Genomic DNA, 14,737 nt, shown 5'->3' with positions numbered 1-14,737 from the left:
GGGTCGATCAGAACAGCACGGTGAACCCGTGTCGCAGCACCAGATCCGCGGTCACCTCGGGGCGCCGATTAAGCGGCCACGCCTGCACCTCGAATGCCTCGGCGCCGAATAACGCATAGTTCACCGACGTCTCCGGGGTGGTGCGCGAGCGGTAGACGATCGCGTCCGGGCACTTGGTGGGTCCGGGCCACCAGCGCCGCGCCGCGTCGGCCAGCTGTTGGCAGGTATCCCACACCGCGTCGTGCTGGCCGGTGCTGATCTGGTCGTCGACCCCCAGGGCGTCCAGGTTGCGTTCGGTGCGCAGATCGAGCACTCGCAGATGCCGTGCGGCGATCAGTCGCACCAGGTGATGCTCGCCGTGATCGGACGGGATCAGCAACCCGCTCAGCCGATAGCGTTCCCGGAACGCACCGACCAGATCGGTTGCGGCATAACGGGTCCGGAATCCTCCAGAGGTGGGGTCGAAGCGGTAACGCGGCCCGGGGAACCCGCCCCAACTCCAGTCGTCGGGATGTTGCGCATCAAGGCGCCACAGCTGCGTCCCGGCGATGACGCGCCGGCGGCGCAGGCCGGCCGGGCGGGCATCGGGCAGCGGCGCCCGGTACCCGGCGGGAAGCTCAGGCACCGAGCGAGGTCAGCAGGCGCCGGGCGGCCGCGACGGTGCTGGGAGCCCGCAGCGCCTCGGCGATCGAGACGCCGCCCAGCTCGTCATGGGTGAGCCGCATGATCCGGTCACCGGCCAGCGGGTCGGTGCTGAACCGGCCCAGCAGCTCCAGGATCTCGGGAAGATCGGGGCGGATCCGGTCGGCGTCGAACTGCCAGGCGGGAAACCAGGTCTGGTTGCCAACCGCCGCGCCGAGGAGTTTGCCGCGGCTGCGCAACCGGTGCACGGCCTGCGGAGTGCCCAGCCGCAGCAGCGCCTGGACCTGCGGGGTGGGCAGTGCGCCGGCCACGAAGTCGTCGGTGAGCGCGGCGCGGCGCTGGTCGTTGAGCGCGTGGGCGGCGATCCGCTCCAGGGTGCCCTGCGGCGCTGTCGGCGCGTCCAGCAGCGCGTCGAGCACCTGGGCGAAACCGGCGTCGGCACGGGCGCGTTCGGCGACCTGACGCGCGATCGGGGCGACGGTGGGGGACATGACGCCCAGGCTACCATGATTGAAACAATCGAAACAGTTTGTTAGGGTCAATGACCATGGCCCGTGGACGCTTGGAGCACACCGCCGACATCGCAGCGCCGCCCGAGCGCGTCACCGCGTTTCTAGCCGACCTGGTCAATTACGAAGCCCTGCACCCGATGCTGGTCAATGTCCGGGCGATTCCCGGCGGCACCGACGGCGCCACCCGATACCTGGCTCCGCATCGCATGCGCCTGCACGGAATCCCGATCCGGTTCACCTGCCGAGTGGACCTGCGCACCGACACCCCCGGCGAGATCCGCAGCCACACCCTGCAGCGGCCCGGCATCGAAATGTGGTCCACCGTCACGGTGCGCCCACACGACGGCGGCAGCCGGCTGCACGAGCAGGTCGACATCACCGCCCCCCGGCTGCTGATGGCCACCGTGCTGCGCGACGGCGGCAACTCGCACGCCGCGATGTGGAAGAACCTGCGCGACCATTTCGAAGGCTGAGGGATACGGGCATGCTGGAGCCTATGAACCGCGATGAGATCACCGAACAGATCGTGCTGGCCCGCCTCGCCAAGGGGCTGACCTGGCAGCAGTTGGCCGACGCGATCGGCAGACCGGTGGTCTGGACCACCTCGGCACTGCTGGGTCAGCAGCCCATCCCCGTCGAGTCGGGTGAGATCGTGGCCGAGCTGCTCGGGCTGGACGCCTCGGTGGTCCCGGTGCTGGCCGCGGTGCCGATGCGCGGCGGGCTTCCCACGGCGGTGCCGACCGACCCCACCATCTACCGGTTGTATGAGGCCGTGGCGGTCTACGGCCCGGCGCTCAAGGAACTGATCCACGAACAGTTCGGCGACGGCATCATGAGCGCCATCAATTTCAGCGTCGACCTGGCTCGTAAGCCGCACGCCGGCGGTGACCGGGTGGTGATCACGCTGGACGGCAAATTCCTTGCCTACGAGTGGAATTCAGCGGACTGACCGATGGCCGCCGTGCGCTCCGAGAAGACCCCACCGCTGACCGCCGACCTGGTGCTGTCCGGCGGGGGAGTCCGGTTCGTCGGGCTGGTCGGGGCGGCCGTCGCACTGATGGACGCCGGCTATTCGCTGCAACGCATCTCCGGGGTGTCCGGCGGATCGGTGGTCGGCACCATCCTGGCCGCCGGCACCCAGGGCGACCAGCTGAGCCCCGCGCAGGTCAAGGAGCTGGCGCTGTCGGTGCCGCTGCGTACCTGGCGCGACGCCGCGGCACCCATCCCGGTGCTGGGCCCGGCGCTGGGGTTCCTGCGCGACAGCGGCCTGTACCGCGGTGACGTCGCCCACGCCTGGATCCGTTCCGAGCTGGCCAACCTCGGCGTACACACCTGGGGTGACCTGGCCTACGACGCCGACGACTTGCTGCCCGAGCGCCGCTACCGGGCGGTGGTCAGCGCGACCGACGTGACCACCGGCCAGCTGGTCCAGCTGCCGTGGGACTACCAGCGGGTCTACGGCCTGGACCCCGACGAACAGTCTGTCGCCGACGCGGTGCGAGCCTCGATGTCGGTGCCGTTCTTCTACCGCCCGGTGACCCTGACCAGCGCCACCGGGTGCTGCTCCACGCTCGTCGACGGCGGGGTGCTGTCGAACTTCCCGATCTATACCTTCGACCGGCCCGACGGCCGGATGCCGAAGTGGCCGACGTTCGGGGTCACCGTGGTGCCGGAGCTGTCCGGCGGCGGCGTTGGCGCGGCGTTCGGCGGGCGATGGCCGCTGCGGATGTTCGGGCAGTCACGGCTGCTGGAGGATCTGGTCGGCACCATGCTGGCCGGCCACGACCTGACCTACCTGAATCAGCCGTGGGTCAGCGCGCGGGCCATCAAGGTCTGCCCGACCGACGTCGGCGTGCTGGACTTCGGCATCTCCCGTGAACGCCTGCAAGAGCTCTTTGACAACGGCTACGCCGCGACGGAGAAGTTCCTGTCGACCTGGGACTGGTGGTCCTACCTGGCCAGGTACCGGGCGTCTCACTACCCCGACGACGCAGGGCAGGACTGACCGGTCAGTGCCGGTGCTTGCCCAGCTCGGCGCTGGCGTCACCGAGCCGCACCGTGATGTCGGTGTTGCCCGAGGCCTCCAGCTGCTCGCGACCGCGCAGCCGGTCCTGGATCTCGCGGGCCGCGCCGTTGATCCGCTCGATCTCGCCCCGGAACACGTCCGGGCGAGTCTCCTTGCTGGCGTAGTGGAAGTAGCTCAGCAGGCTGCGTAGCAGCTCCAGCTTCTGCTTCTCCCGCTTGGCCAGATCGTGCGTCGTCATCAACTCGACGCGGCGTACCGGGGGCAGATCACCCCAGTCCAGCGTCACCTTGTTCTCGAACCGGTTGCGCTTGCTGCGCCGCCCGAACCAGCTCTTCGGGTCCTCGGGGGTGTCGGAGTAGCTCACCGTCCCGGTGAACCGCGACTCGATGCCCTCGCCGAGCTCGGCCCGGTCGATCGCCGAGTCCCACACCGTGCGCCATTCCTGGTTGGGTGCCAGGACAGTCAGCTCTTCGGGCAGCTGCAGCGCGACCACGTCGGCGTAGCCGTCGGACGCCGTCTCATAGCGGGCCACCGTCGGCGGCTGCGCGAACGAGAACCGGATGTCATAGGCCGCGGTCTTGCCGAAGTTGCGGGCCACCAGCTCGATGACGTGCCAGTCGGCGGCGTGCGGCTCCATGAACACCGCCACATGCGGGCGGGTCTGTTCGGCCGCCGCCCGCCGATTGCGCTGCCATTGCCGATTCAGGTAGATCAGGGCAAGCACGGTGATCCCGATCGCCAGCCACGCAGCCCACGCGAGCCAGGCCTCCGGCCCTGCGTGAACGACGTCGTACCAGCGGTCCTCGACTGATCCCATCGACTATCCCCTCAATCCCCTCATCCGCCCATCAGCATGCGCCAGCGGTCCAGGCTGCCGGCGCTGAATACGTAGTTGGATCGCTTGACCTCCGAGAGTGCGGCACTCGGATCGGCCGAATACCAGTGGCCCGGAAACACCGTCGGGTCACCCGGCAGCGCGGCCAGTTGCTGCAGGCTGCGATACATCTCGTCGGAGTCGCCACCCGGGAAATCCGTCCGGCCGCAGCCCTCCAGGAACAGCGTGTCGCCGGCCACCAGCCGCCCGTCGAGCAGGAAGCACTGGCTGCCCGGCGTGTGCCCGGGGGTGTGCAGCAGCTCGATCTCGATGTCGCCGATACTCACCCGGTCGCCGTGCTCGTGCGAGGTCAGGTCCGACATGGGGATCTCGGTTACCCGCGAAACCCACTGTGCCTCATGGGTGTTCACGTGGATCGGCACGCTGGCCCGTTCCATCAGCTCGGCCAGGCCCTTGAGTTCGAATCCCATCATCTTGCCGCCGACGTGGTCGGGGTGGTGATGGGTGACCAGCACTCCCGACAGGTGCATGCCGTCGGCCTCGAGCGCGTCGAGCAGATCGCCGGCCGCATAGGCCGGGTCCACCACGACGGCGTCGCCGGTCTGCCGATCGCCGATCAGGTACGCGAAATTGCGCATCTGGGCGGCCATCGGGTCTCCGATCGCGAAATCGCGTCCGGACAGCAGCTGGCGGAAATAGAGCCGGTCGGAATCTGGCACGCCCTTCAGACTAAAGCAGGCGTGGGCAGGTATCTGTCATTGCGGTTTGGTGACCTCGCGGGCGAGGTTGTAACCTTCTACAGGCTTGCGGCGCCGGACCAGGACGCCGCGGGCAGAAGCAGGCAGGCCCCCTTAGCTCAGTCGGTAGAGCGTTTCCATGGTAAGGAAAAGGTCAACGGTTCGATTCCGTTAGGGGGCTCGGTGGACGCCGGTCGGTGTGCCGACTAGCGCCGATCGGGGCGGTGTAGCTCAGCTGGTTAGAGCGCACGACTCATAATCGTGAGGTCGGGAGATCGAGCCTCCCCACCGCTACTCCCAAGCAATGCAAGAGTGAAGAAGGACGACAGACGTGGCCTCCAGTACAGACGTGCGGCCGAAGATCACCTTGGCCTGTGAGGTGTGCAAGCACCGCAACTACATCACCAAGAAGAACCGCCGTAACGACCCCGACCGGTTGGAGCTGAAGAAATTCTGCCCCAACTGCGGCAAGCACGAGTCGCACCGCGAATCTCGCTAGAAAGCGCATCCGTGTCGTTGGCTGAACGCCTCGCCGGGGCGCGCTACCGCTATCCCGACCACTACGAGGTGGAGCGGGAGAAGATCCGCGAATACGCACACGCGGTCAAGGCCCACGATGGGGCCAGCCTGGACGTGCGCGCGGCGGCAGAACTGGGCTATGACGGCCTGGTGGCCCCGCTGACCTACATCTCGGTGTTCGGGCACAAGGCGATCTCGGCGTTCTTCGAGCACGTCGGCATCGCGGTCTCCGACGCTCAGATCGTCCAGGTCGACCAGAAGCTGGCGTTTCATCATCCGATCCAAGAAGGCGACCGGCTCTACTGCGACATCGAGGTCGAGTCGGTCCGCCGTGCACACGGCACCGACATCATCATGACCAGGCAGATCGTCACCAACGACGCCGGTGACATCGTGCAGGAGACGTACACGACGCTGGCGGGCCGCGCCGGCGAAGGAGATAAGGGTTTCACCGATGGCGCTGCGTGAGTTCAGTTCGGTCAAGGTCGGCGATCAGCTGCCCGAGCGGGTCATCCCCCTGAGCCGCCAGGATCTGGTCAACTACGCCGGCGTGTCCGGCGACCTCAACCCGATCCACTGGGACGACGAGATCGCCCAGCAGGTGGGTCTGGACACCGCGATCGCCCACGGCATGCTGACCATGGGCCTGGGCGGCGGCTATGTGACGTCCTGGGTGGGCGACCCGGGCGCGGTGACCGAGTACAACGTCCGCTTCACCTCGGTCGTGCCGGTGCCCAACGACGGCAAGGGCGCCGAGATCGTCTTCACCGGCCGGGTGAAGTCCGTGGACGCCGATTCGAAGACGGTGACGATCGCGCTCACCGCCACCACCGGTGGCAAGAAGATCTTCGGACGGGCGGTCGCCTCGGCGAAGCTGGCCTAGGGGAGACAATGGCTATCAAGACCGACATCCGCGGCCTGATCTGGCGCTACCCCGAACCGTTCGTGGTGGGCCGGGAGAAGATCCGGGAATACGCTCGGGCCGTCAAGGCCGAGGACCCGTCGCACTATGACGAGGCCGCTGCCGCCGAACTGGGCTACGACTCGCTGGTGGCGCCGCTGACCTTCGTGGCGATCCTGGCCAAGCTGGTGCAATCGGACTTCTTCCGCAACGTCGACACCGGCTACACCAGCATGCAAATGGTCCAGGTGGACCAGGGCTTCACCTACCGCAAGCCGATCAAGGCCGGCGACACCCTGTACGCCCGGATGGAGATCTCCTCGGTCAACGAGCGGTTCGGCGCCGACATCGTCACCACCCGCAACATCTTGACCAACCAGGACGGCGAGGTCGTGCTGGAGGCGTTCACCACGATGATGGGCCACGAGGGCGACGATTCGGTGAGTCTCAAATGGGACGCCGATTCCGGTCAGGTCGTCCGAACAGCCTGATCCATGGGGCTGTCCCGGCTTCCGCTCTCCTTCGCCGTCCCTGCGGGCCGACTCCGGTGAGCCTCGCCGAACAGCCTGATTAGCAACTGGCCGTAGCGGCGAGGTACACTCGAACCTCGGGGTTCTCCCAGCACTAGCGCGCTTTCCGTGAGCGAACGGGGAGCGCGCGAATTGTGTGGGCGCCCGCGAAGGGGCGTAGCTCAACTGGCAGAGCAGCGGTCTCCAAAACCGCAGGTTGCAGGTTCAAGTCCTGTCGCCCCTGCAGACGTGTCATGGTGGAACGTAGCGAGAAGAACGAAGGAGCATGCGGTGACCGACGAGTTCGACCGTCCCGACGCCGCAGCCGACGGCGACAGCGAGGCCGAACCCACCGGCAGTCGCAGTCGCACGGCCGTGGCGAACCGGGATGCCGGCGACCCGCTGCGTCCGTCCGGTAAGCGCGCCCGGCACCGTGCCGCCGAGGGCGGCGACCTGGAGTCCACCGCCGAGGAGCTCGGCGCCGTCAAGAAGGCCAAGAAGGCCAAGAAGAAGTCGGACGACCCGTCGCGCAACCCGTTCGTGTTCGTCCTCAACTACCTCAAGCAGGTCGTCGGCGAACTTCGCAAGGTGATCTGGCCGAACCGCAAGCAGATGATCAACTACACCGCGGTGGTACTGGCGTTCCTGGTCTTCATGGTGGCCTTGGTCGCCGGGGCGGACTACGGATTCGCCCGGCTGGTGCTGCTGGTGTTCGGCGAGTGAAGTTATAGGAAGGACTGACTACCGTGACTACCTTCGACGGCGATACGCCTGCGGGCGAGCCGGTCGACGTGGCCGACGAAGCTGAGTCGTCTGCCGCTGAGTCATCATCCGAGGCCCCGGCGGTGGAGGAGACTGCACCGGCCGAGCCCGCCGCGGCGGAATCTGCGCCCGCCGAGGAGGAACTCGACCCCGCGGTGGCGCTCAAGGCCGAGCTGCGCACCAAGCCGGGCGACTGGTATGTCATCCACTCCTACGCCGGTTACGAGAACAAGGTGAAGACCAACCTCGAGACCCGCGTGCAGAACCTCGACGTCGGCGACTACATCTTCCAGGTGGAAGTTCCCACCGAAGAGGTCACCGAGATCAAGAACGGCCAGCGCAAGCAGGTCAACCGCAAGGTGCTGCCGGGCTACATCCTGGTGCGCATGGACCTGACCGACGACTCCTGGTCGGCAGTGCGCAACACCCCGGGCGTCACCGGATTCGTCGGCGCCACCTCGCGGCCGACATCGCTGCCGCTGGACGACGTGGTCAAGTTCCTGTTGCCGCAGGGCGCGGCCAAGAAGCAGGCTCGCGGTGCCGCCAGCACCTCGGCAGCCGCCTCCGAGGTCGGCGGCCTGGAGCGGCCGGTCATCGAGGTCGACTACGAAGTCGGCGAGTCGGTCACCGTCATGGACGGCCCGTTCGCCACGCTGCCGGCCTCGATCAGCGAGGTCAACGCCGAGCAGCAGAAGCTCAAGGTGCTGGTGTCCATCTTCGGACGCGAGACACCCGTCGAACTGACCTTCACCCAGGTCTCGAAGATTTAGTACGTAGGAAAGGAACACCCCAGTCATGGCCCCCAAGAAGAAGGTCGCCGGTCTGATCAAGCTTCAGATCGAAGCCGGCCAGGCCAACCCCGCGCCGCCCGTCGGCCCCGCGCTCGGACAGCACGGCGTCAACATCATGGAGTTCTGCAAGGCGTACAACGCCGCGACGGAAGGCCAGCGCGGCAACGTCGTCCCCGTCGAGATCACCGTCTACGAGGACCGCAGCTTCACCTTCGCGCTGAAGACCCCGCCCGCGGCGCGGCTGCTGCTCAAGGCCGCCGGTATCGCCAAGGGCTCGGCCGAGCCGCACAAGACCAAGGTCGCCAAGGTGAGCTGGGACCAGGTCCGCGAGATCGCCGAGACCAAGAAGGCCGACCTCAACGCCAACGACATCGAGGCCGGGGCCAAGATCATCGCCGGCACCGCCCGGTCGATGGGTATCACCGTAGAGTGATCCCCCTCGGCGAATAGACCGAGCATGACTGAGCGGGGCGAGGAACGAGCCCCAGCGAGGGAACGCGAGGGAGCATTCGACGAGAAACAACCCCGTGGGAGGGCCAGCTTCGGCCCGTTGACCACAACCCAACAACTGGATCGGATGCACGAATGAGCAAGAACAGCAAGGCATACCGCGCCGCCGCCGAGAAGGTGGACCGCGACAACCTCTACACCCCGCTGGCCGCCGCCAAGCTGGCCAAGGAGACGTCATCGACCAAGCAGGACTCCACCGTCGAGGTGGCCATCCGGCTCGGCGTCGACCCCCGCAAGGCCGACCAGATGGTCCGCGGCACCGTCAACCTGCCCCACGGCACCGGTAAGACCGCCCGGGTGGCCGTCTTCGCGGTCGGCGAGAAGGCCGACGCCGCTATTGCCGCCGGCGCCGACGTGGTCGGCAGCGACGACCTGATCGAGAAGATCCAGGGTGGTTTTCTCGACTTCGACGCCGCGATCGCCACCCCGGACCAGATGGCCAAGGTTGGCCGGATCGCCCGTGTGCTGGGCCCGCGTGGTCTGATGCCCAACCCCAAGACCGGCACCGTCACCCCCGACGTCGCCAAGGCTGTCTCCGACATCAAGGGCGGCAAGATCAACTTCCGGGTGGACAAGCAGGCCAACCTGCACTTCGTCATCGGCAAGGCGTCGTTCGACGAGAGCAAGCTGGCGGAGAACTACGGCGCCGCCCTCGACGAGGTGCTGCGGCTCAAGCCGTCGTCGTCCAAGGGCCGCTACCTGAAGAAGGTCACCATCTCGACCACGACCGGCCCCGGCATCCCGGTGGACCCGGCCGTCACCCGCAACTTCGCGGCCGAGTAGGACCGAGTACGTAAAAGCCCCCGCCTCGGCGGGGGCTTTTACGTTGTGGTCGGGTTGCTACGCCGCCGTCTTGGCGTAGCTGACCAGGCTGACGTCCAGCGCCTCGTCGGCGAAGTAGTACTCGCAGCCGCGCAGGTACTTCATGTAGCGCTCGTAGACCTCTTCGGATTGGATCGCGACGGCCTCCTCGTGGTGCGCCTCCAGTGCGTCACCCCAGATCTTGAGGGTCCGGATGTAGTGCGACCGCAGCGAAAGCGCCTCGGGCACAGTGAAACCGGCCTTCTCGCCATGCTCCACCATCATGTCGGTGGTGGGCAGCCGCCCGCCCGGAAAGATCTCGGTGAGGATGAACTTGATGAACCGGGCCGTTTCGAACGTCAGCTTCTTGCCCCGCGCGTTCAGGTCGTACGGGTGGAAGCTGACGCTGCTCTGAATGGCCATCCGGCCGTCGGCCGGCATGATCTCGAAGCAGTTCTTGAAGAAGTCGTCGTAGTTCTCGAAGCCGAAGTGCTCGAACGCCTCGATCGAGACGATCCGGTCCACCGGCTCGTGGAACTCCTCCCAGCCCTTCAGCAGCACCCGGCGCGAACGGGTGGTGTCGATCGCGTCCAGCAGGCCCTGGGAGTAGGCGTGCTGGTTGTTCGACAGGGTCAGGCCGATGACGTTGACGTCGTACTTCTCCACGGCGCGCTTCATCGTCGCGCCCCAGCCGCAGCCGATGTCGAGCAGCGTCATACCCGGACGCAGGTCCAGCTTGTCGAGGTTCAGGTCGACCTTGGCGATCTGAGCCTGCTCCAGCGTGAGGTCCTCGGGCTCGAAGTACGCACAGCTGTAGATGCGGGTCGGGTCCTGGAAAAGCGCGAAGAACTCATCCGACAGGTCGTAGTGAGCCTGGATGTTCGCGAATTTCGGCAGCATCCCCGCGGCGCGTGTCGCTTTCTCCACCATCTGTGCCTGGTTGCCCTTCCTGATGAAACCCGTCGTGACCGGACGTGTCTGGGCCCCCGTGCCGGTTGACTGTTGGCAGCTTACCGGGTGGGGGGGCGAATCGGTTGACTTGTATGAGACCGCCACGCCAGGCGCATGAACGTCCGACGAGACCTACCCGTGCTACTTCTGAAGGGTGTACTGGTGAACGGTGTTGTAGCCGTCGCGGAACAGCTTCACGCAGCCGTTGAGGTACTTGTCGAACCGGTCGTAGGCGACCTGGCCCTGCACCTCGATGGCCTTGTCCTTGTTTGCCAGCAGCATCGCCGCCCAGTCTTCGAGCGTGCGCGCGTAGTGCGGCCCGATCTCGTCGTCCCGGGTGCACCGGAAACCGGCCTCGGCGGCGTACTTGCGGGGCAGCCACGCCGAGGGCAGCTGCCCGCCGGGGAAGATCTCCTTCATGATGAACAAGGTGAACTTGGCCAGGTCCATCGTCAGCGGCAAGCCCCTGGCCTGCGCGTCTTCCGAACCGGCGATCGCGGTGATGGTGTGCAGCAGCATCCGGCCGTCAGCGGGCAGCGCGTCGTAGGTGATGCGGAAGAAGTCCGCCCAGCGGTCGCGGCCGAAGTGCTCGAAGGCACCGATCGACACGATCCGGTCCACCTTGTCAGTGAACTCCTCCCAGCCCTGCAACCGCACCTCGATGCTGCGGTTGGTGTCCACCTTGGCCAGCTTGTCGATGGCGTACTGACGCTGCTCACCGCTGAGGGTCAACCCGATGACGTTGACGTCGTAGGTCTCGATCGCGCGCTGCATGCAGGCCCCCCACCCGCAGCCGATGTCGAGCAGCGTCATGCCGGGCTCCAGGCCCAGCTTGCCCAGTGCCAGGTCGAACTTGGCGAGTTGCGCTTCGTCGCAGGTGGTGTCCTTGTTCGGGTAATACCCGCAGGTGTAGCCCATGGTGGGGCCGAGGAACAGCTCGTAGAACTCGTTGGAGATGTCGTAGATCGACTGCAGTTCCTCGTACTTCGGTTCCAGTTTGGTCATCGGGGTTCTACTCGCGATCTTTGGTGGGGGGTATGCAAGGCCCACACAGACTACCTGCTAGCGGCTCACAGCAAACGTCGTGGTCAGTTCGCCGATCACCGGGTCCCACAATTCCTCGGGCAGGTCATGACCCATGCCCTCGAACAGCACCAATCGGGCGCGGTCGATGGCGTCGGCGACGGCACGCCCACCCGACGGCCGCATCAACTTGTCGGCCAGCCCGTGGATGACCACCGTTGGCGCGGTGATAAGAGCGTCATAGGCAGCCAGGCTGCCGCTGGCCAGGATGGCGCCGAACTGCCGGGCGATGCCCCACGGGTAGTAACTGCGCTCGTAGGCCTCGGCGATGTTGGCCCGCAGCTGGGCCTCCGGGATGGGGTAGGCCGGGCTGCCGATGATCCGGCTGGCCCGCACCGCATTGTCGATGATCACCTCGCGGGGGGAGTCCGGCGACGGCCCGGTGAGCAACGCCAGCAACGCCCGCGGCGCCGGCGGCGGCAGGAACCGGCGGTTGTTGCTGGAGAAGATCACCGCCAGCGTCTCGGTGCGCTCGGCGAACCGCGCGGCGAAGACCTGCGCGATCATCCCGCCCATCGAGGCGCCCACCACGTGCGCCTTGGCGATGCCCAGGTGATCCAGCAGCGCGGCGGCGTCGTCGGCCATGTCCTCCAGGGTGTACACCGCCGAGCTGGGCTTGCCCAGCCAGAACCGGGCCATCCGCGGGATCAGCGCGCCGCGGGCGTGTTTGCGGCCCAGCTTGGTCGACAGCCCGACGTCCCGGTTGTCGTAGCGGATGACCCGCAGCCCCTGGGCGACCAGCTTCTCGCAGAATCCGGTGCGCCACAGCAGCAGCTGGGCGCCCAGGCCCATCACCAGCAGGACGGCCGGATCGTCGGGGCTGCCCATGTCCTCGTAATAGATCTCCAGGTCCCCCGAGCGGGCGGTGCCGCTGCGCACGTCCATCGGCTCTAGGCTCCCGACTCTTCGTTGGTGTCTTTGTGTTCGCGGCTGACGTCGACCATGAAGTTGGCGAAGTAGCCGGTGAGCTGCGGGTCCGACATCATCTGCCAGCGCGGTGCCAGCAGCTTCATGTAGCGCTCCACATACAGGAACTGCTTGCCGATCAGCACCAGCTCGCGGGGCAGTTTCACGTCGTAGGCGTCGGCCAGCGCGCCGAGCTGCTTGCCGATCTCGGCATAGGACATGTCGCCCAGTGATTTCATGGTCAGCGGGGTGGCGAACTTCTCCAAGTCCTTGGCGGCCTGCGCCTCGGGCTTCATGGTGCCGACCGCGCCCATCAGCACCACGATCTTGCCGGCGGCGGCGTGGTCCTTTTTGACCAGCAGCGCATACACCAGCTCCCGCAGCAGCCAGCGTGTGCGCGGGTCGATGCGGCCCACGATCCCGAAGTCGAGAAAAACGACACGTCCTTCTTCATCGACCAGCAGGTTGCCGGCGTGCAGGTCGCCGTGGAACAGCCCGTGCCGCAGCCCGCCCTCGAAGGTGGAGAACAGCAACGCTTTCACCAGCTCGACGCCGTCGAAGCCGGCCTTGCGGATCGCTTTGACGTCGTCGATGCGGACGCCCGACACCCGCTCCATGGTGAGCACCCGCTCGCTGGTGAAGTCCCAGTGCACGTCGGGCACCTTGATGTTCTTGCCAAGCGGGGAGGCGTGCAGGTGCGACACCCAGGTCTGCATGGACTGCGCCTCGATGCGGAAGTCGAGTTCCTCGGCGAGGTTGTCGGAGAAGTCGGCGACGACGTCTTGGGCGCTCAGCCGTCGGCCCAGCTGGGCCAACTCGATCAGCTGCGCGAACCGTTTGAGGATCTGCAGGTCGGCGGCGACGCGGCGGCGGATGCCGGGCCGCTGGATCTTGACGACGACCTCTTCGCCGGTACGCAGGGTGGCGAAGTGCACCTGGGCGATGGACGCCGACGCGATCGGGGTCTCATCGAATGACGCGAACAGCTCCTGCGGCTCGGAGCCGAGCTCCTCGATGAACAGCTTGTGCACTTCGTCTTGGTCGGCCGGTGGCACCGCGTCGAGCAGACCACGGAACTCCCGGGACAGCTGTTCGCCGAACGCGCCGGGGCTCGAGGCGATGATCTGGCCGAACTTGACGTAGGTGGGGCCCAGGTCGGCGAAGGTCTGGGGCAGCTCGCGGATCACCTTCTGCTGGATCGGGCCCGGCCCGAGCAGGCGGGTGAAGACCCGGGTGACCGCGCGGGTGATCTGCCAGCCGGTGGCACCGATGCGAGCCGCTTCGACCGGCAACGGCACCCGGTCCAGTCGGGCCACCTGCCGGGGTGGGGTCGAACTCATGGCTGCAGTCTGCCAAACCGGCGGCGGAAGTTCTCGGTCAGCGCCCCGGCGACCGGCTGCCACACCGCGGCCGGCAGATCGTGGCCCATGCCCTCGATCAGCACGAACCGCGCACCCGGGACCGCGTCGGCCACCGCGCGGCCGTGGGCCGGCCGCAGCATCGGGTCAGCCGAGCCGTGCAGCACCACTGTCGGTGCGCTGATCGCGCGCGAGTACTTGAGCAGGCTGCCGGTGCCGAGGATGGCGTCGACGTGGCGGCGTCGTCCTTCCGGGTAGTTGCAGCGTTCTCGCAGTGCTACTACCCGGGCGCGTAATTCGGCCTCCGGCGGTGCGAACACCGGCCCGTTGAGGACGGCCAGGTGGCGCACCTCGAACGCCAGGCTGTCCCGCGGTCTCTGCAGCGCCAGCCGGATCAGCCGCCAGGCCGGTGGGGTGGTGAAGATCCGCCTGCCGGTCGTCGACATCAGCACGCCCAGCGAGGTCACCCGGTCTCCCGCGGTGGCGGCCAGGATCTGGGCGATCATGCCGCCCATCGACACGCCGACCAGATGTGCCCGGGCGATGCCGAGCCGATCGAGCAGCGCCAGCACGTCGTCGGCCATGTCGAGCAGGGTGTAGGGGACGGCGCTGGTGCGGCCCAGGAGGTAGCGCCAGGCGCGCCGTGCCGGTGAGCCCCGGGCCTGCGCGCCGTCCAGCTTGGTCGACAGCCCGGTGTCGCGATGGTCGAACCGGATGACGCGGTAGCCGGCGTCGACCAGCAGCGCGCAGAATCCGTCCGGCCACGTCGGCAGCTGCGCCGCCAGCCCGGCGAGCAGTACGACGGCCGGGTCGTCGGGGTTGCCCAGGTCCTCGTAGAAGATCCGCACGCCACCGGCGTCGGCGTGCCCGGTTCTGCTGCGCACTAGGCCGCCA

General features: G+C 67.2%; 20 protein-coding genes and 3 tRNA genes. 14 read left to right on the top strand and 9 right to left on the bottom strand.

All coding sequences use genetic code 11. From position 1 onward, the window contains the following. Positions 1–7: 7 nt before the first annotated feature. Positions 8–625 (bottom strand): RES family NAD+ phosphorylase, encoded by a 618-nt coding sequence (locus K6T84_RS07325; RefSeq protein WP_224864449.1) that lies wholly within the window; start codon positions 623–625, stop codon positions 8–10. After that, a complete protein-coding gene (locus tag K6T84_RS07320; protein ID WP_224864450.1) occupies positions 618–1,133 on the bottom strand; it encodes a hypothetical protein in 516 nt (171 codons plus the stop codon). Before K6T84_RS07320 ends, K6T84_RS07325 begins: the two co-directional genes overlap by 8 nt. Positions 1,134–1,189: 56 nt before the next feature. Between K6T84_RS07320 and K6T84_RS07315 the strand changes: the two genes are divergently transcribed. From K6T84_RS07315 to K6T84_RS07305, 3 genes are read left to right on the top strand one after another with little or no spacing between them, the layout of a single operon-like run. Further along, positions 1,190–1,627, top strand: coding sequence for an SRPBCC family protein (locus K6T84_RS07315; protein WP_224864451.1), 438 nt, complete (start codon positions 1,190–1,192; stop codon positions 1,625–1,627). Between the two features lie 23 nt (positions 1,628–1,650). Continuing rightward, on the top strand, positions 1,651–2,103 hold the full coding sequence (gene cynS / locus K6T84_RS07310; protein WP_456341107.1) for a cyanase: 453 nt from the start codon (positions 1,651–1,653) through the stop codon (positions 2,101–2,103). 12 nt (positions 2,104–2,115) lie between these two features. Next, positions 2,116–3,159, top strand: a complete 1,044-nt coding sequence (locus K6T84_RS07305) for a patatin-like phospholipase family protein (RefSeq protein WP_408066070.1) — start codon at positions 2,116–2,118, stop codon at positions 3,157–3,159. A gap of 4 nt (positions 3,160–3,163) precedes the next feature. On the opposite strand, the gene K6T84_RS07300 is transcribed toward K6T84_RS07305, so the two are convergent. Then, complete coding sequence (locus K6T84_RS07300; protein ID WP_224864454.1) at positions 3,164–3,997, bottom strand: DUF8453 domain-containing protein; 834 nt, start codon at positions 3,995–3,997, stop codon at positions 3,164–3,166. Between the two features lie 20 nt (positions 3,998–4,017). Next, complete coding sequence (locus tag K6T84_RS07295; protein WP_224864455.1) at positions 4,018–4,734, bottom strand: MBL fold metallo-hydrolase; 717 nt, start codon at positions 4,732–4,734, stop codon at positions 4,018–4,020. A gap of 126 nt (positions 4,735–4,860) precedes the next feature. Between K6T84_RS07295 and K6T84_RS07290 the strand changes: the two genes are divergently transcribed. The 11 genes from K6T84_RS07290 (at position 4,861) to rplA (ending at position 9,527) form a co-directional block, all read left to right on the top strand. Then, positions 4,861–4,933, top strand: a tRNA-Thr gene (locus K6T84_RS07290). A 39-nt stretch (positions 4,934–4,972) separates the two neighbouring features. Further along, positions 4,973–5,046: transfer RNA gene (locus K6T84_RS07285), tRNA-Met, on the top strand. A gap of 37 nt (positions 5,047–5,083) precedes the next feature. Beyond that, positions 5,084–5,251, top strand: a complete 168-nt coding sequence (gene rpmG, locus K6T84_RS07280) for a 50S ribosomal protein L33 (protein WP_024440978.1) — start codon at positions 5,084–5,086, stop codon at positions 5,249–5,251. 11 nt (positions 5,252–5,262) lie between these two features. After that, complete coding sequence (hadA, locus tag K6T84_RS07275) at positions 5,263–5,739, top strand: (3R)-hydroxyacyl-ACP dehydratase subunit HadA (RefSeq protein ID WP_224864456.1); 477 nt, start codon at positions 5,263–5,265, stop codon at positions 5,737–5,739. Further along, positions 5,726–6,154: a (3R)-hydroxyacyl-ACP dehydratase subunit HadB gene (gene hadB, locus K6T84_RS07270; RefSeq protein ID WP_224864457.1), complete on the top strand. Its 429-nt coding sequence runs from the start codon at positions 5,726–5,728 to the stop codon at positions 6,152–6,154. Before hadA ends, hadB begins: the two co-directional genes overlap by 14 nt. 8 nt (positions 6,155–6,162) lie before the next feature. Further along, a complete protein-coding gene (gene hadC, locus K6T84_RS07265) occupies positions 6,163–6,663 on the top strand; it encodes a (3R)-hydroxyacyl-ACP dehydratase subunit HadC (protein ID WP_224864458.1) in 501 nt (166 codons plus the stop codon). Between the two features lie 189 nt (positions 6,664–6,852). Further along, positions 6,853–6,925 (top strand) — tRNA-Trp (locus K6T84_RS07260). A gap of 47 nt (positions 6,926–6,972) precedes the next feature. Further along, entirely contained in the window at positions 6,973–7,404 is a 432-nt protein-coding gene (secE, locus tag K6T84_RS07255) for a preprotein translocase subunit SecE (RefSeq protein ID WP_224864459.1), read from the top strand. A 23-nt stretch (positions 7,405–7,427) separates the two neighbouring features. Then, entirely contained in the window at positions 7,428–8,213 is a 786-nt protein-coding gene (gene nusG / locus K6T84_RS07250; RefSeq protein WP_224864460.1) for a transcription termination/antitermination protein NusG, read from the top strand. A gap of 25 nt (positions 8,214–8,238) precedes the next feature. Further along, positions 8,239–8,667 carry a 50S ribosomal protein L11 gene (rplK, locus tag K6T84_RS07245; RefSeq protein ID WP_224864461.1) on the top strand — a complete coding sequence of 143 codons (429 nt, stop codon included), beginning with the start codon at positions 8,239–8,241 and terminating at the stop codon, positions 8,665–8,667. 152 nt (positions 8,668–8,819) lie between these two features. Then, entirely contained in the window at positions 8,820–9,527 is a 708-nt protein-coding gene (gene rplA / locus K6T84_RS07240; protein WP_225401384.1) for a 50S ribosomal protein L1, read from the top strand. A 57-nt stretch (positions 9,528–9,584) separates the two neighbouring features. On the opposite strand, the gene K6T84_RS07235 is transcribed toward rplA, so the two are convergent. From K6T84_RS07235 to K6T84_RS07215, 5 genes are all read right to left on the bottom strand, one after another. Further along, complete coding sequence (locus K6T84_RS07235; RefSeq protein ID WP_225401385.1) at positions 9,585–10,475, bottom strand: cyclopropane mycolic acid synthase family methyltransferase; 891 nt, start codon at positions 10,473–10,475, stop codon at positions 9,585–9,587. Between the two features lie 162 nt (positions 10,476–10,637). After that, on the bottom strand, positions 10,638–11,501 hold the full coding sequence (locus tag K6T84_RS07230; protein WP_224864464.1) for a cyclopropane mycolic acid synthase family methyltransferase: 864 nt from the start codon (positions 11,499–11,501) through the stop codon (positions 10,638–10,640). Positions 11,502–11,558: 57 nt separating this feature from the next. Next, positions 11,559–12,464 (bottom strand): alpha/beta fold hydrolase, encoded by a 906-nt coding sequence (locus K6T84_RS07225; RefSeq protein WP_224864465.1) that lies wholly within the window; start codon positions 12,462–12,464, stop codon positions 11,559–11,561. Positions 12,465–12,469: 5 nt separating this feature from the next. Continuing rightward, complete coding sequence (locus tag K6T84_RS07220; RefSeq protein ID WP_225401386.1) at positions 12,470–13,825, bottom strand: ABC1 kinase family protein; 1,356 nt, start codon at positions 13,823–13,825, stop codon at positions 12,470–12,472. Next, positions 13,822–14,727 (bottom strand): alpha/beta fold hydrolase, encoded by a 906-nt coding sequence (locus K6T84_RS07215; RefSeq protein ID WP_225401387.1) that lies wholly within the window; start codon positions 14,725–14,727, stop codon positions 13,822–13,824. Before K6T84_RS07215 ends, K6T84_RS07220 begins: the two co-directional genes overlap by 4 nt. Positions 14,728–14,737: the final 10 nt, after the last annotated feature.

It is taken from the genome of Mycobacterium zoologicum (assembly GCF_020181635.2).
Lineage (GTDB): Bacteria > Actinomycetota > Actinomycetes > Mycobacteriales > Mycobacteriaceae > Mycobacterium > Mycobacterium zoologicum.
This window is presented reverse-complemented; position numbering and strand designations above follow the sequence as displayed.